This is a genomic window from Nocardia rosealba (assembly GCF_020216065.1).
Taxonomy (GTDB): Bacteria; Actinomycetota; Actinomycetes; order Mycobacteriales; family Mycobacteriaceae; genus Nocardia; species Nocardia rosealba.
Window position 1 is genome coordinate 825,686 of the sequence record NZ_JAIWNA010000001.1, and the last position, 23,633, is coordinate 849,318.

Here is a 23,633-nt window from a genome sequence, read left to right on the forward strand (position 1 = left end):
CCGACAAGTCCCGCATCAGCGGGAGCGGTCAGAGGTGGCGGGTGGTGTCGATGCCGAGCGACATCCCCGCCAGGCCGCGCTTGCGGATCGCGAGCTTGTCGGCGACGCCGCGCAGGGCGACGGCAGCCGGATTCTCCGGATCGGAGAGCACGATCGGCGTACCCGCGTCGCCACCTTCGCGCAGGGCCTGCTCGATGGGGATCTGGCCGAGCAGCGGGACGGTCGAGCCGACGGCGCGGGTGAGGCGGTCGGCGACCACCTGGCCGCCACCGGAACCGTAGAGCTCCATGCGTGAACCGTCGGGCAGGTCGAGCCAGGACATGTTCTCGACGACGCCCGCGATCCGCTGACGGGTCTGCAGGGCGATGGCACCCGCGCGTTCGGCCACCTCGGCGGCGGCGATCTGCGGGGTGGTGACGACGAGGATCTCGGCGCTCGGGATCAGCTGGGCGATGGAGATCGCCACGTCGCCGGTGCCGGGCGGCAAGTCGAGCAGCAGCACGTCCAGGTCGCCCCAGAACACGTCGGCGAGGAACTGCTGCAGCGCGCGGTGCAGCATCGGACCGCGCCACACCACGGGCGTGTTGCCCTGGGTGAACTGGGCGATCGAGATCATCTTCACGTCATGGGCGACGGGCGGCATGATCATCCGCTCCACCTGGGTGGGCCGGGCGTCGGTGCCGAGCATGCGCGGGATGGAGTGACCGTAGATGTCGGCGTCGAGCACACCGACCGACAGGCCGCGTTCCGCGAGCGCGACGGCCAGGTTGGCGGTGACGCTGGACTTGCCGACGCCGCCCTTGCCGGAGGCCACCGCGTACACGCGGGTGAGCGAGCCGGGCTGGGCGAAGGGGATCACCGGTTCGGCGGAGTCACCGCGCAGCGACTTGCGCAGTTCGGTGCGCTGTTCGTCGTTCATCACGTCGAGGTCGACGGTCACCGCGCCGGCACCCGGCACGTCGGCGACGGCCTTGGTGACGCGCTGGATGATCTCGGTGCGCAGCGGGCAGCCCGAGGTGGTGAGGTACACCTCGACATGTACGTCACCGCTGTCGGCGATGGCGATGCTCTTGACCATGCCGAGCTCGGTGATCGGCTTGCGGATCTCCGGATCGTCGACCTTCGCGAGCGCCGCCCGCACATCCGCTTCCGTAATCACTGCCATATGTCCGATATTAGGCTGCACCGGTTTCCCGGCCGGGTGTGGGGCGCGTGCTCAGTGGATGCGCGGGAGGTCTTGGGGCTTGGGGGCGAGGCCGCTGGAGTAGGAGCCCGACCATGCCATCACATTGGCGACGTAGGCCATGGAGTTGTTGTAGCGCAGGATCGCCTTGGACTGCTGGGACAGGTCGCGCATGTTCAGGCCGCCGTCGCAGAGGTACTTGCCCGCGGTGAGGGCGGCGTCGTAGAGGTTCTGCGGGTCGGCGATGCCGTCGGCATTGCCGTCGGCGGCGTAGCGCTCCCAGGTTTCGGGGAGGAACTGCATGGGGCCTATGGCGCGGTCGTAGCCGCCGATGCCGTCGAGGGTGCCGCCGTCGCTGTCGTGGATGACGTTGTTGCCCGACAGGCTGCCGTCGAGAACGGGACCGTAGACGGCCTTGATCGGGTTGCCGTCGGCGTCGGCTTTGCCGAAGGCGTGGGTGGATTCGACGCGGCCGATGCCCGCCAGCAGGGACCACGACATGCCGCAGTGCGGATTCTCCACGGCCAGTTGCTGTTCGGCGTTCTGGTAGGCGGCCACCGCGATGCCGGGGATACCGAGCGGCCCGGCGGGCAGATCGGAGGCGGCCCGATCACCGGGCAGCGCAACGGTTTTCACCTCGGGGGTGGCCGACCGCGACTGCTTGGCCTCGGCGTGGACGACCTCGGCGACCTCGGCCTGCGGTGCGGCGGCGAACTCGGGGCCGGTCTCGGTGTCGATCTCGGGCAGATCGTGCTCCACGGCCGCCATTTCGGCGGTGGTCGTGTCGGTGGCGGCGGCGGTGACGGCCACGAGTCCGGCCGGAACCAAGCCGGTGAGCGCGATGATCGAACTACGTCGAACCGTCGTTGCAGGCTGTTTACGATGACGACCCATGAGCCGAGATTACCGCACCCGAGACCTTTTTGTTACCCCTCCGTGATCTGAATTTCGGTTTGATTTCTAGGGGGCCGGCGGAGCGGGCGGCAGCGGGATAACGATGTTGAACGGCAACGTGATTCCGGGCTGCGGCGCCGGTGCCGGAGCGGCGGGCGGCGCGGGCTCCTCGGTGGGGGCGATACCCGGCTCCGGAGTCTTCTCCAGAGTAGGTGCAGGTGCAGGTGCCGGTGTCTCGGCGGGCGCGGGCTGTTCCGCGGGTGTGCACGCCGCCTGGTCGGTGCGCTCACCGGGCTGCGGGGGAGCGGCGGCCGGATCCTGCGGTGCCGGATTCTGTTGCACCTCAGCACCGAACGTCTGCGGTGCGGGCGCGATGGGGTCGGGCATCTGCGCGGGCAGCGGCTCGTTCACACACACCTCGGGCGCGGGTGCGACCGGCGCTGGGCAGAAGATGCCGCAGGGAATCGGTGGCAAGCCGGGCAGCGTGATCATCACCTGGGTCGGCGTGGTGACCTTCGGTGTGTTGGGCGGCAATTGGTTCGTCGTCGACGGTGGCGCCGCCGTGACGGGTGTGTCGGCCGCGAGCACGTTCGGCGCGACGGTCGGCGCGCTGCCCGGCGGCACGATGTCGGGCGAGATCGACACCTGGCTCGGCGCACCGCCGGTGCGGTAGGCCGCCGACCAGCTGAGCACATTGGCCGCGTACGACATCGAGTTGTTGTAGCGCAGGACGGCACGCAGTTCCTGGGCCGCGTCGCGCAGGTTCAGCCCGCCGGAACACAGGTACTTGGCCGCGCCGAGGGCGGCGTCGAAGACATTGTGCGGGTCGGCCGCGCCGTCGCCGTTGCCGTCGGCCGAGTAGTGCGCCCAGGTGCTCGGCAGGAACTGCATGGGTCCGACGGCGCGGACGAAGCCGCCGTCGGCCTCCTTGATGATCTCGTTACCCGGCAGGGTGCCGTCGAGCGCGGGTCCGAAGATGGGGGTGGTCGTGGTGCCCGCGGCGTCGGTGCGACCGCTGCTGGCGTGCCCGGATTCGATGCGCCCGATGCCGGCGAGCAGGTTCCAGGTGAGTCCGCAGCCGGGCTGCGCGGTCTGCATGGCCAGTTCGGCATTGCGGTAGGCGGCGAGCACGATCTCGGGAATGCCGAGCGTGCCGCTGCCGGGTGGTAGTGAAATCGATTGCAGTGGCACGGTTCCGGCGAAGGGGGCGAGGCTGTTGGCCGAGGGGCTCAGGGCGCGGAGTTTGCGTGGCGCCTCCTGGGTCACCGGTAGCAGGCCGACGATTTCGGACGGATCGCTCTCGGGTTTGTGGTCGGTGGTGCTCTTGTTCGCGGCGAGCAGGGCCTCCGGCGCGCTCGGCGCGGTGCTCGGGTTCGACGAGTGCGCGGCCGACCCCGACGCGACGAGTCCCGCGACGACAAGGGCCGACATAGTTATCGGAGCAGAGATTCGCATTGCGGCCACACCAACCCTTTACGTCGAAGCAGCGGCGCCGCAGAGTCCCCCCTCCGGCCCGCCCGGAACAACGTGATCCAGGTTACCCATCGGTCAGGTACTTACAGAGCATTTCCGGTTACTCATCTGGAGCACCAGGCGAAACCGGGGGCGAAGACGGCGTTTGACCGGAGGTTTTCTTGCGGGCGCCTTTTCGCTTCGCCTCCGTCTTCGGCGCGCCGTCGAGCATTTCCTTGATCTCTTCCAATTCGCGCCGGAGGTAGTCGCGGGTGGCGACATCGCCGACGGCCAGGCGAAGCGCCGCCAGCTCACGGGCGAGGAACTCGGTGTCGGCCTTGGTCTGCGCGGCCCGGGTGCGGTCCTCCTCGAGCGAGACCTTGTCGCGATTGTCCTGCCGGTTCTGGGCGAGCAGGATCAGCGGCGCCGCGTAGGCCGCCTGGGTGGAGAAGGCCAGGTTGAGCAGGATGAACGGGTACGGGTCCCAGCGCAGCGCCACCACGAAGACATTGAGCAGGATCCAGACGATGACGATGATGGTCTGGATCGCCAGATAACGCCCGGTGCCGAGGAACCGGGCAACCCGCTCGCTGCTGCGCGCGAACGCCTCGGAGTCCCAGTCGAAACGCAGCCGGGTACCGCCCGGTGTCTCCAGCCGCTGCCGGGCCAGGTTCTTCTCGCTCACGCGTGTCCTTTCGGCTGCTCCGCTGATGCCTCGAGGCGCTGACCTCTCATGCCGGTTTCCCGTCGGTGTCGATCGGTGTCGGCTCGGTCTGTTCGAGCGGTGGAGTCTCCTCTTCGCGCCAGTCCTCGGGCAGCAGATGGTCGAGCACGTCGTCGACGGTGACCGCGCCGAGCAGGTGGTTCTCGTCGTCGATCACCGGCCCGCAGACCAGGTTGTAGGTGGCGAAGTAGCGGGTGACGGCCGAGAGCGGCAGTTCGGGGGTCAGAGCGGCCAGGTCGGTGTCGACCATGCCGCCCACCAGGTGCGCGGGCGGCTCGCGCAACAGGTGCTGGATGTGCACGCAGCCCAGGTAGTTACCGGTCGGGGTGGCCGTGGGCGGCCGGACGACGAAGACCATCGAGGCCAGGGCGGGGGTGAGGTCGGGATCGCGGACGCGGGCCAGCGCCTCGGCGACCGTGGTCGACGGACTGAGGACGACCGGTTTGGTGGTCATCAGGCCACCCGCGGTGTCGGGGGAGTGGGCGAGCAATCTGCGCACCGGTTCGGACTCCTCCGGGTCCATCAGGGCGAGCAGCGATTCGGCTTCGCTCTCGGGCAGTTCGCCGAGCAGGTCGGCCGCGTCGTCGGGGTCCATGGCCTCGAGCACATCGGCGGCCCGCCGGACCTCGAGGTGGCCGAGCAGGTCGACCTGGTCGTCGTCGGGCAGTTCCTGCACCACATCGGCGAGGCGTTCGTCGTCGAGGGCGATCGCCACTTCCACGCGGCGCTTCTCGGGCAGCTCGCGCAACCGGTTGGCCACGTCGGCGGCGCGCAGTCCTTCGAATTGGGCGAGCAGCGCGGTGACATCCTGGCCCGGCCTGCCGACGGCGGCCGGTGTCAGGCCGCTCACCGACGACCAGTCGACCACATGCACCGTCCGCCTGCGCCCGATCCGCCGGTGCCCGCGCACCGCGATCCGGCCGACCACCCAGTCCCGGGTGCGGGTCTGCTCGATGCCCAGATCGGCGACGAACACGTCCACGTCCTCGAGATCGGGTAGGTCCGGGTCGTGCACGTGCACCCGGGTGTCGACGATCTGGGCCAGCGCGAGCAATTCGCCCGCACGCTGGGCGAACCGGCGCAGGCTCACGGTTCCGGTATTGAGCGTCACCACGCCCGGCTCGATCGCGGTGACCCGCAGCATCGGCACGAAAATCCTTCGGCGCGTGGGCAACTCGACGACCAGGCCGTGCACGCGCGGCGGTTGCCGCCCGAACCGGACGGCGACGACCGCGTCCCGGACCCGGCCGATAGACTCCCCGTCCGGACCCAGCACTGTCAGGCCGGCGAGCCGGGCGACGTACACCCTGGTGGTTGCCATGACCTCAGGCTAGTAGTAAGGAGCGTGCTCCCATGAAGCCCCGCCGTTCGGTGCTCGCCGTGCCAGGCAGTAGCCAGAAGATGATCCACAAGGCGATGGGACTGCCGGTCGACGAGGTCTTCCTCGATCTGGAGGACGCGGTGGCGCCCGAGGCGAAGGTGTCGGCGCGCGCCAATATCGTGGCCGCCCTGCACGAACCGGGCTGGGGCGAGCAGCTGCGGGTGGTCCGGGTCAACGACTGGACGACCGAATGGACCTACGCCGACGTCATCACGGTGGTGGAGGGCGCGGGCCGTGAGCTCGACGCGATCCTGCTGCCCAAGGTCACCGACGCGGGCCAGGTGCGGGCGCTGGATCTGCTGCTGACCCAGCTGGAGAAGGTGTGCGGGCTCGAGGTCGGGCGCATCGGCATCGAACCGCAGCTCGAAAACGCCATGGGGTTGCGCAATATCGACGAGATCGCCACCGCCAGCCCCCGTGTGCAGGCCCTGGTCTTCGGTCCCGCCGATTTCATGGCGAGCCTGAATATGCGCACCCTCGTCGTCGGCGAACAGCCGCCCGGCTACGACACCGGCGATGCCTACCACCACGTCCTGATGACCATCCTGCTCACCGCCCGCGCCCACGGCCTGCAGGCCATCGACGGCCCCTACCTGCAGGTTCGCGATGTGGACGGCTTCCGCCGGGCCGCCGCGCGCACCGCCGCGCTCGGCTTCGACGGCAAATGGGTGCTGCACCCGGACCAGATCGACGCCGCCAACGAGATCTTCAGCCCGCGCCAGGAGGACTACGACCGCGCCGAATTGATCCTCGAGGCCTACGCCTTCCACACCTCGACCGCCGGCGGTGCTCGTGGCGCGGTGATGCTCGGCAATGAGATGATCGACGAGGCCTCCGCCAAGATGGCACAGGTCATAGCCGAGAAGGGCCGCGCCGCCGGAATGAGCAGGACCACCCGTTTCACTCCGCCACAACCCGGCCAGGAATAGCAGAATGGGACTATGACGAATCCCTTGGGCAACTCGAACCGCGGGCGGCAGGCGTTGCCGACGCCGCCGTCGGGCTGGCCGGTCGGGTCGTATCCGACCTACGCCGAGGCGCAGCGCGCGGTCGATTACCTGGCCGACAACCAGTTCCCGGTGCAGGACGTGACCATCGTCGGCGTCGACCTGATGCAGGTGGAGCGGGTGCTGTACCGGCTCACCTGGGGCAAGGTCATCGGCGGTGGGGTGGTGTCGGGCGCCTGGCTCGGCCTGTTCCTCGGCCTGCTGCTGAGCCTGTTCACCACCACCGGTGGGGCGCTCGGTCCGTTGGTCGTCGGTCTGCTCGGCGGCATCGTGTTCGGTGTCATCACCACGTCCATTCCCTACGCGGCGACCAAGGGTCAGCGCGATTTCGCGTCGACCATGCAGCTGGTCGCCGGTCGCTACGACGTGCTGTGCGACCCGAAGACCGCCGAACGCGCCCGCGACATGCTGGCCCGATTGGCGCTGTGACGCAATGGATGTGGTGAATTCGGTCCGCACCGCGGTGCTGGACCACTACGAGGTCGAGCGTGCCGGTGTGGACTCCGCGTCGGTGACGTTCCTCGGGCTGGAACCGATCGAGATCCTGCGCATCCCCGGTGACGGTGTGGTGCACTACGCGACGCTCGGCGGCTCGCGTCATCCGATGGGCGACCCGGCCGACCTGCTCGCCGATCCGGTCCGTGGCCCCCGCGCCGAACTCGTGCTCACCCTGCTGGCCGCCGCCGGGCCGCAGGCGGGCCTGGTTCGTTCACTCGGCGTGCTCGTGGCCACGCCGTCGGTGGAAGGCGTTGTGCTGCAAGCCGACGCGCTGCTCGATCTCGGTGAACCGTTGTGGCACAACGGGCCTTTCACCGCGGTGCTGCTCGGCGAGAGCGAGGTGCCCGAGATCGTGCTGCCCGAACCGGCCGAACCGGTGCGCTACCTCAGCGTCACCCCGGTGACCGCCACTGAGGCCGCCTGGGTGCGGGTGCGCGGCGCGCAGGCATTGCGGGACGCGTGGGCCGAGGCGGGTATCGACGTACGCGATCCCGGTCGCGGTGCGGTGAATCTCTAGAGCCACTTGTTGCGGCGGAAACTGCGGAACAGCAACGCGCACAACACGGCCATCAGCGCGACCACCGCCGGATAAGCCCACCGCTGGTGCAGTTCCCACATGTAGTCGAAGTTCATGCCGTACACGCCGGCGATCATGGTCGGCACCGCCGCCATGGCCGCATACGCCGAGATCTTGCGCATATCGGTGTTCTGCTGAACGCTGATCTTGGCCAGCGCCGCGTTCACCAGGCTGCTCAGCGCCTCGTCGAAGTAGGCGATCTGTTCGTTGACGCTGACATGGTGGTCGGCCACGTCGCGCATGTAGCGCCGGAATTCGGTCGGTACCGGCAGGTCCTGGTTGTTCACCAACCGCTCGAGCGGAACGCCCAGCGGTGACACCGCCCGACGCAGCTCGACGACCTCGCGTTTGAGCTGGTAGATCGATTCGATGCCCACCTTGGAGTTCGGCGTGAACACCGCCTCCTCCATCTCGTTGACGTCCTCCTCGATGGATTCGGTTGTCTCCACGTAGGAATCGACCACGTGATCGGCCACGGCGTGCAGCACCGAGGGCGGACCCATCCGCAGCTGATCGGGATGACCCTCGAGTGCCCTTCGCACGCCCGACAGGCCGGTGTGTTCGCCGTGGCGAACGGTGATCGCGAAATGCGGGCCGGTGAAGACCATGATGTCGCCGGTCTCCACGATCTCGCTGATGGCGTGCATATCGTGTTCCACGTAGCTGACCGTGCGCATCACCAGGAACAGCGTGTCGTCGTAGCGTTCCAGCTTGGGGCGCTGACGGCCGACCACGGCGTCCTCGACGGCCAGCGGATGCAGCCCGAAGATCTCGGCGATGTCGTTCATCTGCGTCTCGTCGGGATCGTGCAGGCCGACCCAGACGAAGCCCGAGTCGGTGCCGCGCGCCTCCGCCAGCGCCTGCTGCGGGGTGAAGCGGCCGGGTAACCGCTTGCCGTCGACGTACACACCGCAGTCGACGATGGCACGCGCGGTCGGCACCGGTACCCGTGGCCGCGCGGTCGTCGCGGCACGACCCGTCTTGTGAAAGTTCGGCAGTGACGGGAAGGAAGGCACATCCGGATGTTACGGGCAGGTCGACGACCGCACACCGGCCGACACCGCACTGTAAGACTGAGTGTGTGCGCATCGACCTGCATACCCATTCCACCGCCTCCGACGGCACCGACACACCGGCCGAACTGGTTCGCCACGCCGCCGCGGCCGGGCTCGACGTCGTCGCGATCACCGACCACGACACCACCGGCGGGTGGGCCGAGGCAGAAGCGGCGCGTCCGCCGGGACTCACACTGGTACGCGGGATGGAGATGTCGTGTACGGGCATGGGGGAGGACGGTTTTCCCGTTCCGGTGCACCTGCTGGCCTACCTGTTCGACCCGGCCGACCGCGGCTTCGCCGAGGAACGTGAACGATTGAGGGCCGAGCGCATCGCACGGGTGCGTGCCATGGCGGAGTTGATGGTGGCCGACGGGCTGCCGATCGACCCCGAGGCCGTGCTGGCCGGTGCCGGACCGGCCGCGGGGCGTCCGCATCTGGCGCGGGCACTGGTCGCGGCGGGTGTGGTGGCCAGTGTCGACGCCGCGTTCGTCGACCTGCTCGCCCCGCACGGGCCGTACTACGCGGAGAAGGTGGATACGCCGTTGCCGCGCGCGGTGCAGCTCATCGCCGATGCGGGCGGGGTGAGCGTGCTCGCCCACGTGCGGGCCCGCAAACGGGGCAGGCTGCTCGCGCTCGACGAGATCAGGAACCTGGCCGGGCTCGGTCTCACCGGCCTCGAGATCGACCATCCCGATCACAGCGACGCCGATCGCGCGGTACTCACCGAGCTGTCCGGCGAGCTCGGCCTGGTGCGCACCGGGTCGTCGGACTACCACGGCAGCAACAAGACCATCGAGATCGGCGCCTGCCGCACCGATCCGGAACAGTTCGAGGTATTGATCGGCAAGGCGAGCGGGGTTCCGGTGGTCTCCTCGTGACGGCGGTCCGGGCGCTGAGCGGGGTGGTCGCGGGCGGTGTCGTCGCGCTGCTGTGTGTGGTCGTCGGTGCCGCGCTGATCGGTGCGCGCCGCGACTTTCCCGGGCCGGGCGGCGAATCCCTGACCTGGCATGTGCTGGTTACGGTGGTCGTCGTCGGGGCGCAGATCATCGCGGATCGGCGGCGCGGGGCGGCGGCTCTGGCCGGGTCGGCCGTCGTGTTCGTGACGACCGGCGCCCTGCTGTGGACACAGTGGTGGGGATGACAGTCCGCTAATGGTTGCGGAAGGGTGAACTGTGCCCGAATATCTCTCAGTATGGGCAACCTGGAGACGGATGTTCTGATTCTCGGCGGCGGACCCGCCGGGCTCTGGGCCGCCGTCTCCGCGGCCGCGCACGGGGCGCGGGTGGTGCTGGTCGACAAGAGCCGGAGCGGTTCGAGCGGCCCGGGTGTCTACGGTGCGACCACGGTGTGGGACATACCGCCTGGTCAGGCACGGGCCGAAGCCGTGGAGCGCGCGCTGGTGCGCGGCGGTGGCCTCGGTGATCCGGCCTGGCTGCACCGCGTGATCGACGAGGCGCACGAGCGGTTGCGGAACTGGTCGGGCAGGCAGGTCGCCGACCCGCGACGGATCCGGTTCGACGGTGCGAGTTACCTGCGCCGACTGCGTCGCGGCGCCCTCGAAGCCGGCGTGCGCATCCTCGATCACCACCCCGCACTGCACCTGCTCGTCGATCGCTCGGGCCGGGTGGTCGGTGCATCAGGGGTGCAGCGGCACAACAACTTTCAGCGCTGGACGATTCGTGCCGGTGCGGTGGTCGTCGCCACCGGCGGCTGTGCGTTCGGGTCCGGCGGCGCGGGCACCGAGGTGAACACCGGAGACGGCCTGCTGATGGCGGCGGAGGCCGGTGCCGAGCTGTCGGGCATGGAATTCTCCAGCGCCTACGTCCTGGCCCCGGTGCTCGCCCGAGTGCACCCGCATCGCACGATCGCCAGTGGGCTCGCGGTACGTTTCACCACCTTCTACGACGAATCCGGGTCCGAGCTTCCCGGCCGCACGTCCGCGGCGCTGGCCGCCATCGCCGACGGCAGCCGAGTCTTCGCCGCGCTCGACGACGTGCCCGAGGTGGTCGGGCACTGGCTGCGCAGGCAAGGCGCGGTCGACACGGCGGGCCGGGTGCCGGTGCGCGCGGTGCTCGACGGCACCGTACGCGGCTCCGGCGGGCTGGCACTCACCGGCGCCGACTGCGCGAGCACCGTGCCCGGGCTCTTCGCCGCGGGCGGCGTCGCCGGTCGTGAGGTCGTCGCCGGGGCTGCCGGGTGCTCGGGCGGGTTGCGTGGCGCCTGGGCGCTCGCCTCGGGTAGCTGGGCAGGGGAGGGCGCCGCCCGCGCGGCCACCGCCTTCCGTGACGATGTCGCCCTGCCGCCTGCGCCCGGAGCCGGACTCGGTCCACACGCTCACATCGACCCGCGCTCGGTGATCGGACTCGTCCAGGAACACACCTTGCCGCTACGCCGCAGCTTCCGGCGCAGCGCCGACAGCCTCACCGACAGCATCGCCGAACTCGACGCCATGTGGCCCGGCGCCCGGTTCGAGCTCGGCGGAACCGGTGCCGAGCGATTGCGCGCCCGCGAGGCCGCCGCTCTGCTCGCCGTCGCCCGGTGGGCCGGATACAGCGCCCTCACCCGCACCGAGAGCCGTGGCATCCACCGGCGCATCGACCATCCCGATGTGCTGGCCGAGTGGCGGCTCAGGTTGCGCTGTGGTGGCCTCGACGAGGTCTGGGTGCGCCCGGAGCAGCGGCCCGACCCGCGCGGCGGCGAGCTCACCGCGAACACCACCGTCACGGTGTGACTGTTCACCGGTGACCGCACCGGTGCTGCGAGTTTTCGCTAACTCCACGGCAATTCGACACGGCTACGCTCGACGGATGACGCCCAGCTCGTTGACACGCCGCACCGGTTTGGCAACCGGTCGGCCGAGCTGGCAGAATGGTGCGAATTCCCTTCCCTTGCCACCGCCGGGTTCGGGGATGTTGGAGACCGTCCGCGTCGCGACGCACCGTCGTGGCCGAAGGTCGACCCGTTTGCTCGCCCGGACCACCCGTCCGGCTCCGCTCCGCGGTTCAGTGTCGCGCCCCGCATCCGGTTCCGTCCGGAAACGCGGGCGGCCGCGCACCCGATGAGCGTCATGTATCCCGTATTCCAGATAAACGCGGCTTTCAGAAAAACCCGGCGGTAACCGTCCCCCGGTTGAGCCCGACTCGAGCAGGAGTGAAATCGTGTCACCTGTGACTGACGCACCGAATGCCACCGCGGCGCCCCAGGCCGATGACGCAGCCAGCCTCGCTGCTATCACCAACGAGGAGATCTTCGCCGGTCACCTCGGCGGCAAGCTGTCGGTCGAGCTCAGCGCGCCGCTGGAGACCCAGCGCGACCTGTCGATCGCCTACACCCCCGGCGTCGCCCAGGTGAGCCGCGCGATCGCCGAGGACCCCGCCCTCACCAAGACCTACACCTGGACCGATCGCCTCGTCGTTGTCGTCAGCGACGGCACCGCCGTGCTCGGCCTCGGCGACATCGGCCCGCGCGCCTCGCTGCCCGTGATGGAGGGCAAGGCCGCGCTGTTCAAGAAGTTCGCGGGCCTCAACTCGATCCCGCTGGTGCTCGACACCACCGATCCCGACGAGATCGTCGAGACCCTGATCCGCCTGCGCCCCAGCTTCGGTGCGGTGAACCTGGAAGACATCTCGGCGCCGCGCTGCTTCGAGATCGAGCGCCGCGTCATCGAGGCGCTGGACTGCCCGGTCATGCACGACGACCAGCACGGCACCGCCATCGTGGTGCTCGCCGCGCTCAAGGGTGCCGCCGCGCAGCAGGGCCGCGACATGTCGGCGCTCAAGGTCGTCGTCTCCGGTGCCGGTGCCGCGGGTGTGGCGTGCGCCAACATCCTGCTGGCCGCGGGCGTTCCCGATGTGGTCGTGCTCGACTCCAAGGGCATCGTGAGCATCGGTCGTGACGGCCTCAACGGCGTGAAGGCCGACCTGGCCGCCCGCAGCAATCCGCGTGGCCTGACCGGTGGTCCCGCCGACGCCCTGGCCGGCGCCGATGTCTTCCTCGGCCTGTCCGCGGGCACCATCCCCGAGGAGCTCATCGCCTCGATGGCTCCCGAGTCGATCGTGTTCGCCATGTCGAACCCCGACCCGGAGATCCACCCCGAGGTGGCCGCCAAGTACGCCGCCATCGTGGCCACCGGCCGCAGCGACTTCCCGAACCAGATCAACAACGTCCTCGCCTTCCCCGGCGTCTTCAAGGGCGCACTGGACGCGGGCGCTCGCCGCATCACCGAGGGCATGAAGGTCGCCGCCGCCGACGCCATCTTCAACGTCGTCGCCGACGAACTGGCCGTCGACCGCATCATCCCGAGCCCGCTCGACCCGCGCGTGGCTCCCGCCGTCGCCGAGGCCGTGGCCGAGGCCGCGCGCCGCGAGGGCGTCGCCTGATCGGCAACGCACGACTGACAGCGGCCCCGCTCCCCTAGGAGCGGGGCCGCCGTCGTCCACCTGTGCGCGGTGGGATCATGAGGTGATGAAGACGATCACCGTGCAGCTTCCCGATGAGGTCGAAGCCCAGCTGGCAGGCGCGGCGGAGGCCGACGGTATCTCGGTGAACGTGGCCGTCGTGCAGGCGGTGCAGGACTGGATTCACGCCCAGGCCCAGCGGACTCGTGAACGCGCGAGGATGCGGGATGTGCTCGCCGACGATCCGCATCTGCGTGCGCTGCTCGGCGACGACTGAATCGCCTAGGCGATCGGGGTGTCGAGGCCGCGGGCGGTGAGCCAGGCGAGGGCGGCGGCCTTGGGTTCGATCTTGGCGGCGCCGGAGACGGCGGTGTTGAGGGAAATCAGTTCCGCGGTGGTGAGTTCGGCCGACACCGCGTCGAGGACGGCGACGGCTTTGTCGGTCTTCTTGGCGGCGTGGAAGAGGGGGACCACATTCTGGGCGGCGAAATTGTTCTTGGGGTCGGTGAGGACGACGAGGTCGTTCTGGATGATCGCCGGTGAGGTCGTGTAGATATCGGCGGCGGTGACCCGGCCGTCGATCAGGGCACGGACGGTCTCCGGTTCGTCGGCGATGGCGACGAAATTCTGGGCGTTGATATCGAGGCCGTAGTTCTTGCGTAAACCGGGTAGGCCGCCGGGGCGATCGGCGAATTCGGGTTTGGCGGCAAAGGTCGTCTCGGCCGAATGCGGTGCGAGGTCTGCGATGGTGGTGAGGTTCCAGCGCTGCGCGGTCGCCCGGGTGACGACGACCGCGTCGGAATTCTGACCGGGGGCGGGGGTGGCGATGGCGAGGTCCTCACCGAGCGCGCTGGTCAGCGCGGTGTCCACCTCGGCCGGGGAGGTCGCGGTCGCGTCTTTGTTCAAGTACCGCAGCAGGTTTCCGGTGTATTCGGGGACCAGTGAGACGACGCATCGGCGGACGGCGGGTAGATAGGCCTCGCGATTTCCGAAATCGAATTTCGTCGCCACCTTGAAACCGTTGATCCGCAGCACCTCGGAGTAGATGGTGGCCACGGTCTCGGACTCGGCGAAATCGGCCGAGCCGATGATCAATTCGTCACTGGCGCAATCGCCGCGCGCCAGCTGCTGATCGGAGTCGGCACACGACGCCACCACCATCGCGGCGGCCAGTGCCACCGCGGCGGCCAGAATCCGGCCCATCCGCACCACCATGCGGTGTGCCGGTCGACATTGTCGGTGTGCAGAGGTTCTCACTGGAGTCCTTCCGGCAAAGGCGGGCAGTGCGCTGTGCGTGCGACGCGGACGCCGCAGGTACATTCTGGGTGTTCATATTGCCCCGCGTCGCGGCGAATTGCGGGGGTTGACGGCAAAGACAGGAAGTTGGTGTCGGCGGATGATCTCGGGCGCCCTGCGGCGGAGCGCGGCCGTGTTGGTAGCCGCCACCTGCGTTTTCGCCCTCGCGTCCTGTGCCGGTGACGAACCGGGCCCGGTCGTGACGGTCGGCGCCGACGGTTCGGCGGAAGCGATGGTGCTCGCCGAGATCTACGCCCAGGCACTGGCTCGCACGGGCATGGAAACGTCCGTCGTGAGCGAGTCCGCCGCGCCCGTGGCTGATCTGGATGCCGGGCGGATCGCCGTCCTGCCCGCGCGCAACGGCGCCCTGCTCGATCGATGGAATCCGTCGTCCTCGGCGCGCAAGCCCGAAGACGTCGGCGCGGCCGTGAACGCGGCACTGCCGCAGGGACTGTCGCTGTCGGACGCCGCCGACGGCACCGACCTGCGGGCGCGACTGCTGGTCACTCAGGAGGCCGCCGCCCGCGACAACGTGCGCACTGTCGACGCGTTGACCTGCGAAAACGCCACGGCCGGCTTCGTCGAGGTGCCGGGGCTCGCGCGCACCGAACCCCCAAGCGTCGAGGGTTGCTCCTTCGCCGCGACGGTGCGTTATCCGTCCTCGGCGCAACTCTTCGAAGCCTTGCGCCACGGGGACGTTCAGGTCGCCGTCCTGTCGGGTCCGGTCGCGGCGATCGAGGATTTCGTGGTCCTCGACGACAAGAATTACGACCTGCGCACGCAGAACGTCCTCGCGCTGTTCCGCTCGGGCATCTTCGACCGTGCGCGGCTGAAGAAACTCAATTACGTCGCGGGCGAGCTGACCACCGAGGGGCTGGTCGAGTTGCTCGGGCAGGTCGAGGGCGGGACAGCGCCCGCCGACGCCGCGCGCGGCTGGTTGAACGCGCACGGTCTCTGAGCCGGATCAACTATTGGCACTGAGCCAAAAACGCTAGTGTCGTCACCGACGCGGCAACGAGCGATGCCGTCGTGGGTGAAAGGTGTGCCGTGGCAGATCCCGAGGTGGACCCGCTGATCGAACGGGTACGCGAGGCCTATGCCGCGGTCACCGACGAGGCGCGCGCCGACAAGGTCGCCAAACAGCACGCCCGCGGCAAGCTGACCGCGCGCGAACGGGTCGCGCTGCTCGCCAACGGCGGCTTCTACGAATTCGGCGCGCTCGCCGGACCCGGACCCGCCCAGGCCGGTGCCGCGCCGTTGGTCGCGCCCGGTGACGGTGTGGTCACCGGCATCGCCTACGTCGACGGACGCCCGCTCGCCCTGGCCGCGTTCGACTTCACCGTGCTCGGTGGCAGCAACGGCGCCACCGGCATGGCCAAGCTCGACCGCTGCGTGGAACGCGCACTCCTGGACAAGATTCCGCTCGTCATGCTGATGGACGGCGGTGGGCACCGCATGCAGGAGGCGCTCGATTCGCGACTGGCCGCGCCGGGTTCGCGGCTGCTGATGCGGCTGGCCGATCTGTCGGGGTACGTCCCGATCGTTGCGGCCATGATGGGTCCCGGTTTCGGCGCCCCCGCCAATCTCGCCGCCTGCTGCGACTTCGTCACCATCGTGCGGGGGATCGGCACCATCGGGATGTCGTCTGCGCCGCTCGTGCAGGCCGCGACGGGGGAGACCCTGAGCAACGACGAGATCGGCGGCGCCGACATCCAGGCCGAACGCGGTGTCGTGGACGTGGTCACCGACGACGAGCACGAGGCCATCGACGCCATCCGGCTCTACCTGTCCTACCTTCCGCCGTCGGCCGACGGCGCTCCCGTGCTCGGCACGGCTCCCTTCGAACCCGGCGACCGAGCAGGCGAGATCGACGCACTCGTGCCCGCCTCGTTGCGTGCGGGCTACGACGTGCGCGAGGTGATCGAGGCCCTGGCCGACCGCGACACGCTCTTCGAACTCAAACGCACCAACGCGCCGAATGTGGTGACCGCGTTCGTGCGCCTCGGCGGCCGCCCGGTCGGTGTGGTGGCCAACCAGCCGTTGCACCTGGCGGGTGCGCTCGACAGCGCGGCGTGTGAGAAGGCCGCCCATTTCGTGGCCGTCTGCGACGCGTTCGGCCTGCCGCTGCTGATCCTCATCGACCTGCCCGGTTTCCTGGTGGGTACCGCCGCCGAGGAAACCGGCCTGGTCCGGCGCAGTGCGCGCCTGGGTTACGAACTCGCCAACGCGACGGTGCCGCGCTTCGTCATCGTCACCCGCAAGGCCTACGGCGCCGCCTACATCGTGATGGGCGGTGGGCGAAGCGTCGACGCGGATCTGTCGCTGGCCTGGCCGACCGCCGAGATCTGCGCCATCCCGATCGATAGCGCCGTCGACGTGGCCTTCCGCGCCGACTACGAATCCGCCCCCGACCCCGCCGAGCGCCGCACCCAGCTCATCAAGCTCTTCCAGGCCAATATCGATCCGCTGCTGGCTGCCGACGGGTTCGGCATCGACGACGTGGTCCTGCCGTCGCGTACGCGCGAGCTGCTGCTCGAGGCGCTGGGCCGGGTTCAGCCCCGCCGCCCCGACCGGGTGCCGGGCAAGCGCCGGACGATCTCGCCGATCTAGATCACAGCGGGCCGAGTCCACGCGGCGCGTAACACGATTCGGCCCGCCTCGGACGCCATACTCGAGAGATGCCGATCAGAGCCGCCGCATCGACCTCGACCCCCTCCCGGCGGGACCGGCGACTATGACCGACTCGCCGGCCCGCTCCCTGACCGCCCCGCTGACCCGCGTCCAGAACTGGGTGGAGTCGACACTGGCCCCCGTGGCGACCGACGACGACGATCCCGCCGACGTCTCGCACGGCTGGTGGGAGCGGATCCCCGCCGACCTCGCCGTCCTGTTCAACCACGTCGACCACTTCCCACCCCGCCTCCTCCCCGACCACGACCTGCTCACCCTGTCCGGCGCCCACCGCGTCTGGACGATGTGGCTGGGGATCATCGACGACCAGCGAAACCGGATCCCCGAGTACGCCGCCGCTTACGACCCGGCAACCCTCAGCGCCGAACCCGCGGGTTCACCCAGCGAACTCTTCCTCCCAGAATTCATCCCGTTCGCCGACCTCGACGGCTCCACCCTGTTCCTCGACACCCGCCCCGGCGCCCGCTCCGGCTGCATCGCCGAATACAGCGCCACCGGCGCCTCGGAGGGCGAGTTGTGGCCGTCCCTCACCGACTTGTTCACCACCCTCGCCAACAGCCTGGAATCCGGCACACCATTCGCCGGCCACCATCCCACTGTCACTGCGGCAACCCTGCGCTGGCACAGATGACGCATTCTGGCACTGGGGGAGATATCTCTTTCGTGCGGACGGCTGTGACGGTGTCGATGATGATCATGCCGAGCGAGGGGACTGATCGAACGAAATGAATTGTTGCGTCAGGCGGAAGCGGCGATGCCCGCGTGGCATTATCAACCGGGCTTTAGTCGAAAAGCGTGACACCCATCAGCTCTGCACCGACCTCCGTCAAGAGCCTTTTCATGACTTACGGAAGGCGCCTGGAGTAGGCCGGCGGTGATACAGTCTTGCTCGAGCTCGCTCAGGATCTCGTCGCGCTCCTGGGCTCTTATCCGTGTGAAAAAGTCCTGATGAGCGGGTCACCGGTCCGAACAGATACCACACTGCATCGCAGACCCTGAGACTTTCGAGATCCTGCACTGTATGAGCATGCTCAGACGTGGTGCTTTCTAAAGGTGTTTGTCGTTGGATACGGGCTCGGGATCCCATTCCGCAAGACCGCCGCCAGGCAGGCATACGACACGGAATCCATCGATTCCGACTATCCACCACGATTCATAATCTGGGTCCGGGAGGAAAGTTACATCGACATCGTTGGCTAAGCGCATCGACAGTGAGCCGTCTTGGCCGATGTGGGCACTCGTGATCAAACGATTATCAATAGCCGCTACTAATGCATCTTCAATCTCTGCCGGTTCCTCGCCGGACGCGCTGATAGTAGTGCTGCGCACCGCTACGCCTGATTCTGCCATCAGTTGATATTTTCCAGCGCCCAGATCGACAGACAGCATCGGCTCGACAGTTTTGATTTTGCAGAGCAAACCGATAATGGGGAGACTATTCATGGTTACCAACCTTTTGGAAGGGTGAATGTGCCGTCGGCATTGAGATCAAAGTGTGTTTCCGCTTTTGATCCAGGTTTTCCGTCGAGTTTCAGTGGCTGCCCGTGTGAATTTGTGAATTTGACGTATCCATTTGGATATCTATCAGTGGGCGCCATAACTCTGATTGTATCAGCATCGCCCACGGAACCCGGCTTCTGCCAGATTACACCATCCCCCCTGGCCTGCTTCGAAACCCAGCCTTCAGGAACATTATCGGGCCGTTTGTGCAGTGCATTCCACGGCTTATTCCAGAGTTCATCGAGGCGTTTGGCAAGTAGGTCGGCGATGCGTTGAATTTCTGACTTCTTGGCTTGAGCGTCTTCGGTTACCTTGTCGAGGATTTTTGTGAATTTGGCTAGGCGTTTGGCTTCGAGAACACGGTCGACGTACTTCTTGAGTTTGACGGCGAGTTTGCCGGCTTTGGCTGCAGCGATCGCCGCTGCTCCGAACCCTGCGGTAAGGGCACCGCCGATCACGCTGAGAATAACCGTTTCCGCGATCTCTTCAGCCAGATCGTGGGCAAGGTCAGTGAGGAGTTGGCCCAGATAGGTGCGGAAGTCCAGGATCGCGGTGCGATGTTGGTTACACGCGTTGCCTAGTTCAGTGTAGAGGCCGATGATTCTTTCGGCTGAATCCTTCATATGGCGGATGTCATCGTCCACCGTGGACAATTCGGGTGCGGTTTCACTGTCGAACGACCGCGCAAGATTCTCCAGCAAGGTTGGTAGATTGCCAACGCCGGACGTTCCAGCGAATTTCAACCACACATTCGCGGCGGTCTCCAACTTATGTGGCTCGCCGTCGGGAATGGTACAGCCGAATTGTTCTAATGCGCCAACTGCGAAACCGACATCGTCGAATAGGCCACTATTGGGGCCGCCGGCCGATGGTGGCGGTACTACGCAAGAAAGCCATGTAGGCGCGAAAGGAGTCGGGGTAATCGGTTCGGGTCGACCGGAGCCTTCTTCATAGTCGGCGTACGCGTAGCTGTAACCGAGTTCTTGCAAGATGCTTGCATAGTTTCCCATGGCGGTGATCAACAGCTCGGTCATGTTCATTGCGGTGGAGACATTTGTATCGTAGGATTTCGACCAGTCCAGCGATTCTCCAACGTTGCCGCCCATACCGCCCGTGTCAGACAATGCGGTCATTTGCGCTGAATAGAACTTCTGATATTCTGTCGCCCACGAATATAGCGATGATCCGGCCAGTGAATACACCATGGGGTCAACGACAAGAGTGGTCACCGTGAATACCTCAATATTTATCTCAGTGCGGTCGCGGATTCAATAGATTTCGCGAGCTTCTGATGGTACGAGCCGATTCGACGGAGTCTGCTGCGGCGTGGCCGCCTTCAACCCCCGCGATCGACGACTCGCTAACCGACATGGGCCCGCTGCCAAGGTTTCCTGGTGGGTCTCCTAGCCCTCATCGCAACTGCCGCCGTTGACCAGGGCTCGGACGGGTTTGGTTCTGTTCGGCGACAACTTGCAGACGCCAGTCGGGCCCGAGCAGCGAGATCTGCCCATACATAGGTCAGGCCGTCGGGATGGCGAGGTGTACTGCTCATCAGCGGCCGAGCATTTGTCGGTTGGCCTCGATGGCAGCGGTGTAGCGGGTGTGTGCGGCCCGTACCGCAGCGCGCATCGCGTCGATGCCTTCGACAACTTCGGTGGCACCGAGATGCCACTCACGGAAGGCCGCATCCTGAGCGTCTGCGGCTTGACCATGCCACGTCTGCTGTACAGCGGCAATTCGCTGTTTGAGCCCATCGAGGCTCTCGTTGAGGAAACCGGTGAAGCCGGATACGCGAGTGACGAGTTGGTCAAGCTCGTCCAGATCGACCCGGAATGGCCGGGAATTCTCTACCAATTCAACGTCGGAAGGTCAAGCGAGCTGAGGTTGCTAGCGCCCGAGTTGTCCTCATGGGCGATGGTCTTGCTGGTTACTCCCAACAGCTCGGCGATCACGGCCAACGCGTCAAGTACGTCAGCGCCGCCCTCCTTGGTTTCGGCCCAGCCAGCGGTGAACGCGTCGGCTGATGTCCCACGCCAGTTGCTGAGCACGCCGGCGATCTCGGAATCCAGCGAGCTCAAGCCGTTGATCAGGGACTCGGCGACTTGCTGGACGTACTGCCCAGCGTCCGTGACTTCCTGCGGCACGATCGCGAACGTGGCCCCGCCTGGGCTATCAGTCATGCGATCCTCCTCTTTGATGGCGTTTCGTGTGAGCAACGAGAAATTGCGCTGCTTCACCGATTTGGACGCGACGCACCAGTCCATGGTTCCTTTTGCGCGAGCAATGTGACGCACGTCCTAATTTAGAGGCGTGACGGAGATCAGTGGGATTGGGTGCGGGTGATTTTCAGGACGGTGGTGGACAGGAGGATTCCTGCGGCGATGAAGAGGAGGGTGGCGACCGTGCGTAGGAGGCTGAAGGTGAACAGGGAGTCGACCTCGGCGTCGCGCAGGGTTTGGATGGTGTCGTGGTCCTCGGAGATGCCGGCGGCTGTCAGGACGGAGCCGGTCCAGAAGGTGAGCCAGGCGGTGAGCCAGGCGATCCACCAGAGGGGCACTAGGGGCGTGCCGCGTTGCTGGGGGTTCGATGCTCTCGTGATGTCGTGCAGGAACAGGGGTGGGAACCACAGTGAGACGACGGGGACCACCCAGCCCCAGAACGCCCATGGCGCGGAGAGGTGATGCTGAGCGGGGGAGACCAGTTGGGCGTTGTTTCGGGACCGCAGCATCCACACCACCAGGATGATCCAGGTGACGAACATCAACAGCACCGACAGCAGCCACATGCCGACCTCGAGCGGCATCATGATGTCGCGGGCCGCGTTGTACTCGGCGCTGCTCACGGTGCCCTCGTAGCGTCCGGAGACCGAGCGATAGCCGAGCCAGCGCACCACGACCCCGGCTGTTTCGAGCACAAGTATCACGGCGATCAGCGCCACCACCGCGGTCCCGAGTCCGCGCACGGCACGAAAAGCTATGGGATGACTCATTTTCCACTCCCCCTGTCGAGATTTCCCCACGGTACCGCAGCCTTGACCAGCCAGAAGGGCTTATCCAGGCGCAGCAGATGCTCGCCGGGCTTCGTGTCGGTGCCCGGGCCTAGGCTCGGCAGTGCGACGATCATGAACGGCCGGATCGTCACCCGATCAATCCCTCGATAGGACGTATCGATGACCACCGAACGCAATCCATGGCTGGCGCTGTTCGCGCTGGTGGTCGGGTTCTTCATGATCCTGCTGGACATGACGATCGTCGCCGTCGCCAATCCGGCGATCATGGGCGCGTTCCACACCGACATCACCGATGTCATCTGGGTGACCAGCGCCTATCTGCTCACCTATGCGGTGCCGCTGCTGGTCACTGGGCGATTAGGGGACAGATTCGGGCCGAAGAACATCTACCTGATCGGGTTGGCGGTGTTCACCGGTGCGTCGCTGTGGTGCGGGTTGTCGGGCAGCATCGGGATGCTGATCGCGGCGCGCGCCGCCCAGGGGATCGGTGCCGCGCTGATGACACCGCAGACGATGGCGGTGATCACCAGGACCTTCCCGCCGGACCGGCGCGGTGCGGCGATGGGTCTGTGGGGTGCGGTGGCCGGTCTGGCGACGCTGATCGGCCCGATTCTCGGCGGTGTCCTGGTCGACGGGCTCGGCTGGGAATGGATCTTCTTCGTGAACCTGCCGGTGGGTGTCATCGCGTTCGGTCTGGCGATGTGGCTGGTGCCCGCCCTGCCGACCAGCGACCACAAGTTCGACTTCGTCGGTGTGCTGCTCAGTGGAATCGGCATGCTCGCCCTGGTGTTCGGAATACAGGAGGGCAATGCGCAGGATTGGGCGCCGTGGATCTGGGCGTTGATCGCGTTCGGTGTGGTGATGCTGGTGTTGTTCGTCGTCAATCAGGCGCGAAATACCGGCGAACCGCTTGTGCCGTTGAGTTTGTTCGCCGACCGCAATTTTGCCCTGTCGAATCTGGCGATCGCCGCGATGGGCGCCGCCGTCACATCCATGATGGTGCCCGCCTATTTCTATCTGCAGGGCGTGCGGGAGATGTCACCGACCACATCGGCACTGATGTTCGCGCCGATGGCGATCGTCACCGGTATCGCGGCGCCGTTCATCGGTAAATTCGCCGACCGATTACCGCCTCGCCTGATCCCCACCGCGGGCTTCTCACTGTTCGCCGCCTCCATCGTCGGTTTCGCCGTGCTGATGAAGCCGGATTCCTCGATCGTGGCGTTCATGATCGTGGGCGGTCTCGCCGGTCTGGCCAACGCCTGTATCTGGGCTCCGCTCGCCTCGACCGCCACCCACAACCTGCCGGTCACCCAGGCCGGTGCGGGCGCCGGTGTCTACAACACCACCCGCCAGGTCGGTTCGGTCCTGGGCAGTGCCGCCATCGGCGCCCTCATCGCCGCCCGGCTCAGCGCCAACGGCCTCAGCGGCGATGCCCCGATCGGTGAGGGCGCGAGCACCGGCCCCCTACCACCCCACGTCATCGACGAATTCAGTACGTCGCTGGCCCAGTCCATGCTGCTGCCCGCCGCCATCCTGCTCGTGGGCGTGCTCGCCTCGGCCCTGTTCGTCGGCCACGCGAAGTCGGCGGCGGCGAAACCGGAAGTCGCAACACAGAGCTCCTGATCAAGAAGCCTTTCGGTGGCGGTATTCCTCGGCCGCTGCCAAGAGCACTGAGATCGGGACCGATTCCTCGTCTTCGCGGTTCCGCGAAATCATGGCTTCGATCGCTTCTCGCAGCCACGCACCGGTCGTGATTCCGCGACCTTTCGCGATCTTGCGGGCTTCCTCCAGCACGGCGGCGGGCATGCGCACGCTGTATGACGCCATTGCGCTACCGGGCTCGTTACCCGCGTGTGCTGTCAGGTTCGCCTTTTCGATCTCGTCCGCGATATCGACGTTGTCGTAGTAATCGCGGGCCTTGTCCACATCACCCATTTTTCATCTCGCTTTCCGGGCCGTGGT

At 67.1% G+C, this 23,633-nt stretch carries 26 protein-coding genes; 12 read left to right on the forward strand and 14 right to left on the reverse strand.

The genetic code is table 11. The features are described 5' to 3' along the window. Positions 1–28: 28 nt before the first annotated feature. The 5 genes from LDL21_RS03725 to LDL21_RS03745 all read right to left on the reverse strand — a co-directional run bounded on the left by LDL21_RS03725 (position 29) and on the right by LDL21_RS03745 (position 5,574). Positions 29–1,165 (reverse strand): Mrp/NBP35 family ATP-binding protein, encoded by a 1,137-nt coding sequence (locus LDL21_RS03725; protein ID WP_225278786.1) that lies wholly within the window; start codon positions 1,163–1,165, stop codon positions 29–31. Positions 1,166–1,216: 51 nt separating this feature from the next. Then, a complete protein-coding gene (locus tag LDL21_RS03730; RefSeq protein ID WP_225278787.1) occupies positions 1,217–2,077 on the reverse strand; it encodes a lytic transglycosylase domain-containing protein in 861 nt (286 codons plus the stop codon). A gap of 66 nt (positions 2,078–2,143) precedes the next feature. Then, entirely contained in the window at positions 2,144–3,532 is a 1,389-nt protein-coding gene (locus tag LDL21_RS03735; RefSeq protein ID WP_225278788.1) for a lytic transglycosylase domain-containing protein, read from the reverse strand. 118 nt (positions 3,533–3,650) lie between these two features. After that, entirely contained in the window at positions 3,651–4,214 is a 564-nt protein-coding gene (locus LDL21_RS03740) for a DUF1003 domain-containing protein (protein ID WP_181696527.1), read from the reverse strand. Between the two features lie 46 nt (positions 4,215–4,260). Continuing rightward, positions 4,261–5,574, reverse strand: a complete 1,314-nt coding sequence (locus LDL21_RS03745) for a magnesium transporter MgtE N-terminal domain-containing protein (protein WP_181696526.1) — start codon at positions 5,572–5,574, stop codon at positions 4,261–4,263. 32 nt (positions 5,575–5,606) lie between these two features. On the opposite strand from LDL21_RS03745, the gene LDL21_RS03750 reads away from it, so the two are divergent. The 3 genes from LDL21_RS03750 to LDL21_RS03760 are packed head-to-tail and all read left to right on the forward strand — an operon-like array spanning position 5,607 to position 7,656. Then, on the forward strand, positions 5,607–6,563 hold the full coding sequence (locus LDL21_RS03750) for an HpcH/HpaI aldolase/citrate lyase family protein (protein ID WP_225278789.1): 957 nt from the start codon (positions 5,607–5,609) through the stop codon (positions 6,561–6,563). A 12-nt stretch (positions 6,564–6,575) separates the two neighbouring features. After that, entirely contained in the window at positions 6,576–7,070 is a 495-nt protein-coding gene (locus tag LDL21_RS03755) for a YflT domain-containing protein (protein WP_067486041.1), read from the forward strand. Between the two features lie 4 nt (positions 7,071–7,074). Continuing rightward, positions 7,075–7,656 (forward strand): suppressor of fused domain protein, encoded by a 582-nt coding sequence (locus LDL21_RS03760; RefSeq protein ID WP_084456740.1) that lies wholly within the window; start codon positions 7,075–7,077, stop codon positions 7,654–7,656. On the opposite strand, the gene LDL21_RS03765 is transcribed toward LDL21_RS03760, so the two are convergent. Then, positions 7,653–8,732 carry a magnesium and cobalt transport protein CorA gene (locus LDL21_RS03765; protein WP_372462130.1) on the reverse strand — a complete coding sequence of 360 codons (1,080 nt, stop codon included), beginning with the start codon at positions 8,730–8,732 and terminating at the stop codon, positions 7,653–7,655. The two genes, LDL21_RS03760 and LDL21_RS03765, sit on opposite strands and share 4 nt — an antisense overlap. 65 nt (positions 8,733–8,797) lie before the next feature. On the opposite strand from LDL21_RS03765, the gene LDL21_RS03770 reads away from it, so the two are divergent. From LDL21_RS03770 to LDL21_RS03790, 5 genes are all read left to right on the forward strand, one after another. Further along, positions 8,798–9,652 (forward strand): PHP domain-containing protein, encoded by an 855-nt coding sequence (locus tag LDL21_RS03770; RefSeq protein ID WP_225278790.1) that lies wholly within the window; start codon positions 8,798–8,800, stop codon positions 9,650–9,652. Next, positions 9,649–9,915, forward strand: a complete 267-nt coding sequence (locus tag LDL21_RS03775) for a hypothetical protein (RefSeq protein WP_225278791.1) — start codon at positions 9,649–9,651, stop codon at positions 9,913–9,915. The genes LDL21_RS03770 and LDL21_RS03775 overlap by 4 nt, the downstream gene beginning before the upstream one ends. Positions 9,916–9,966: 51 nt before the next feature. Next, complete coding sequence (locus LDL21_RS03780; protein WP_225278792.1) at positions 9,967–11,505, forward strand: FAD-binding protein; 1,539 nt, start codon at positions 9,967–9,969, stop codon at positions 11,503–11,505. 427 nt (positions 11,506–11,932) lie between these two features. Beyond that, a complete protein-coding gene (locus LDL21_RS03785; protein WP_370465663.1) occupies positions 11,933–13,153 on the forward strand; it encodes an NAD(P)-dependent malic enzyme in 1,221 nt (406 codons plus the stop codon). An 85-nt stretch (positions 13,154–13,238) separates the two neighbouring features. Beyond that, entirely contained in the window at positions 13,239–13,448 is a 210-nt protein-coding gene (locus LDL21_RS03790; protein WP_225278793.1) for a hypothetical protein, read from the forward strand. 5 nt (positions 13,449–13,453) lie between these two features. Here LDL21_RS03790 and LDL21_RS03795 read toward each other — a convergent pair whose 3' ends face one another. Continuing rightward, positions 13,454–14,374 (reverse strand): ABC transporter substrate-binding protein, encoded by a 921-nt coding sequence (locus LDL21_RS03795; protein WP_225278794.1) that lies wholly within the window; start codon positions 14,372–14,374, stop codon positions 13,454–13,456. Positions 14,375–14,600: 226 nt separating this feature from the next. Between LDL21_RS03795 and LDL21_RS03800 the strand changes: the two genes are divergently transcribed. The 3 genes from LDL21_RS03800 (at position 14,601) to LDL21_RS03810 (ending at position 17,789) form a co-directional block, all read left to right on the forward strand. Beyond that, a complete protein-coding gene (locus LDL21_RS03800) occupies positions 14,601–15,425 on the forward strand; it encodes a glycine betaine ABC transporter substrate-binding protein (RefSeq protein WP_225278795.1) in 825 nt (274 codons plus the stop codon). An 89-nt stretch (positions 15,426–15,514) separates the two neighbouring features. Then, entirely contained in the window at positions 15,515–17,077 is a 1,563-nt protein-coding gene (locus LDL21_RS03805) for an acyl-CoA carboxylase subunit beta (RefSeq protein ID WP_225278796.1), read from the forward strand. Positions 17,078–17,201: 124 nt separating this feature from the next. Beyond that, positions 17,202–17,789 carry an SMI1/KNR4 family protein gene (locus LDL21_RS03810; protein ID WP_225278797.1) on the forward strand — a complete coding sequence of 196 codons (588 nt, stop codon included), beginning with the start codon at positions 17,202–17,204 and terminating at the stop codon, positions 17,787–17,789. Positions 17,790–18,205: 416 nt separating this feature from the next. On the opposite strand, the gene LDL21_RS03815 is transcribed toward LDL21_RS03810, so the two are convergent. From LDL21_RS03815 to LDL21_RS03840, 6 genes are all read right to left on the reverse strand, one after another. Then, positions 18,206–18,601, reverse strand: coding sequence for a DUF6188 family protein (locus LDL21_RS03815; protein WP_225278798.1), 396 nt, complete (start codon positions 18,599–18,601; stop codon positions 18,206–18,208). Positions 18,602–18,603: 2 nt separating this feature from the next. Then, positions 18,604–19,887, reverse strand: a complete 1,284-nt coding sequence (locus tag LDL21_RS03820; RefSeq protein ID WP_225278799.1) for a hypothetical protein — start codon at positions 19,885–19,887, stop codon at positions 18,604–18,606. Positions 19,888–20,209: 322 nt separating this feature from the next. Further along, complete coding sequence (locus LDL21_RS03825; protein ID WP_225278800.1) at positions 20,210–20,512, reverse strand: WXG100 family type VII secretion target; 303 nt, start codon at positions 20,510–20,512, stop codon at positions 20,210–20,212. Next, positions 20,506–20,922: a WXG100 family type VII secretion target gene (locus tag LDL21_RS03830; protein ID WP_225278801.1), complete on the reverse strand. Its 417-nt coding sequence runs from the start codon at positions 20,920–20,922 to the stop codon at positions 20,506–20,508. Before LDL21_RS03830 ends, LDL21_RS03825 begins: the two co-directional genes overlap by 7 nt. A 56-nt stretch (positions 20,923–20,978) precedes the next feature. Further along, on the reverse strand, positions 20,979–21,647 hold the full coding sequence (locus tag LDL21_RS03835; protein WP_225278802.1) for a DUF4328 domain-containing protein: 669 nt from the start codon (positions 21,645–21,647) through the stop codon (positions 20,979–20,981). Then, entirely contained in the window at positions 21,644–21,835 is a 192-nt protein-coding gene (locus LDL21_RS03840; RefSeq protein ID WP_225278803.1) for a hypothetical protein, read from the reverse strand. The genes LDL21_RS03835 and LDL21_RS03840 overlap by 4 nt, the downstream gene beginning before the upstream one ends. On the opposite strand from LDL21_RS03840, the gene LDL21_RS03845 reads away from it, so the two are divergent. Then, positions 21,828–23,294, forward strand: coding sequence for a DHA2 family efflux MFS transporter permease subunit (locus tag LDL21_RS03845; RefSeq protein WP_225278804.1), 1,467 nt, complete (start codon positions 21,828–21,830; stop codon positions 23,292–23,294). The genes LDL21_RS03840 and LDL21_RS03845 overlap by 8 nt on opposite strands. Here LDL21_RS03845 and LDL21_RS03850 read toward each other — a convergent pair whose 3' ends face one another. After that, on the reverse strand, positions 23,295–23,606 hold the full coding sequence (locus LDL21_RS03850; protein WP_225278805.1) for a hypothetical protein: 312 nt from the start codon (positions 23,604–23,606) through the stop codon (positions 23,295–23,297). Positions 23,607–23,633 lie beyond the last annotated feature (27 nt).

Excerpts from the sequence above, each read along its gene's own strand:
- LDL21_RS03725 (WP_225278786.1), bottom strand. The coding sequence starts at position 1,165 with ATGGCAGTGATTACGGAAGCGGATGTGCGGGCGGCGCTCGCGAAGGTC.
- LDL21_RS03730 (WP_225278787.1), bottom strand. The coding sequence starts at position 2,077 with ATGGGTCGTCATCGTAAACAGCCTGCAACGACGGTTCGACGTAGTTCG.
- LDL21_RS03735 (WP_225278788.1), bottom strand. The coding sequence starts at position 3,532 with ATGCGAATCTCTGCTCCGATAACTATGTCGGCCCTTGTCGTCGCGGGA.
- LDL21_RS03745 (WP_181696526.1), bottom strand. The coding sequence starts at position 5,574 with ATGGCAACCACCAGGGTGTACGTCGCCCGGCTCGCCGGCCTGACAGTG.
- LDL21_RS03750 (WP_225278789.1), top strand. The coding sequence starts at position 5,607 with ATGAAGCCCCGCCGTTCGGTGCTCGCCGTGCCAGGCAGTAGCCAGAAG.
- LDL21_RS03755 (WP_067486041.1), top strand. The coding sequence starts at position 6,576 with ATGACGAATCCCTTGGGCAACTCGAACCGCGGGCGGCAGGCGTTGCCG.
- LDL21_RS03760 (WP_084456740.1), top strand. The coding sequence starts at position 7,075 with ATGGATGTGGTGAATTCGGTCCGCACCGCGGTGCTGGACCACTACGAG.
- LDL21_RS03780 (WP_225278792.1), top strand. The coding sequence starts at position 9,967 with ATGGGCAACCTGGAGACGGATGTTCTGATTCTCGGCGGCGGACCCGCC.
- LDL21_RS03790 (WP_225278793.1), top strand. The coding sequence starts at position 13,239 with ATGAAGACGATCACCGTGCAGCTTCCCGATGAGGTCGAAGCCCAGCTG.
- LDL21_RS03795 (WP_225278794.1), bottom strand. The coding sequence starts at position 14,374 with ATGGGCCGGATTCTGGCCGCCGCGGTGGCACTGGCCGCCGCGATGGTG.
- LDL21_RS03810 (WP_225278797.1), top strand. The coding sequence starts at position 17,202 with ATGACCGACTCGCCGGCCCGCTCCCTGACCGCCCCGCTGACCCGCGTC.
- LDL21_RS03815 (WP_225278798.1), bottom strand. The coding sequence starts at position 18,601 with ATGAATAGTCTCCCCATTATCGGTTTGCTCTGCAAAATCAAAACTGTC.
- LDL21_RS03830 (WP_225278801.1), bottom strand. The coding sequence starts at position 20,922 with ATGGACTGGTGCGTCGCGTCCAAATCGGTGAAGCAGCGCAATTTCTCG.
- LDL21_RS03835 (WP_225278802.1), bottom strand. The coding sequence starts at position 21,647 with ATGAGTCATCCCATAGCTTTTCGTGCCGTGCGCGGACTCGGGACCGCG.
- LDL21_RS03845 (WP_225278804.1), top strand. The coding sequence starts at position 21,828 with ATGACCACCGAACGCAATCCATGGCTGGCGCTGTTCGCGCTGGTGGTC.
- LDL21_RS03850 (WP_225278805.1), bottom strand. The coding sequence starts at position 23,606 with ATGGGTGATGTGGACAAGGCCCGCGATTACTACGACAACGTCGATATC.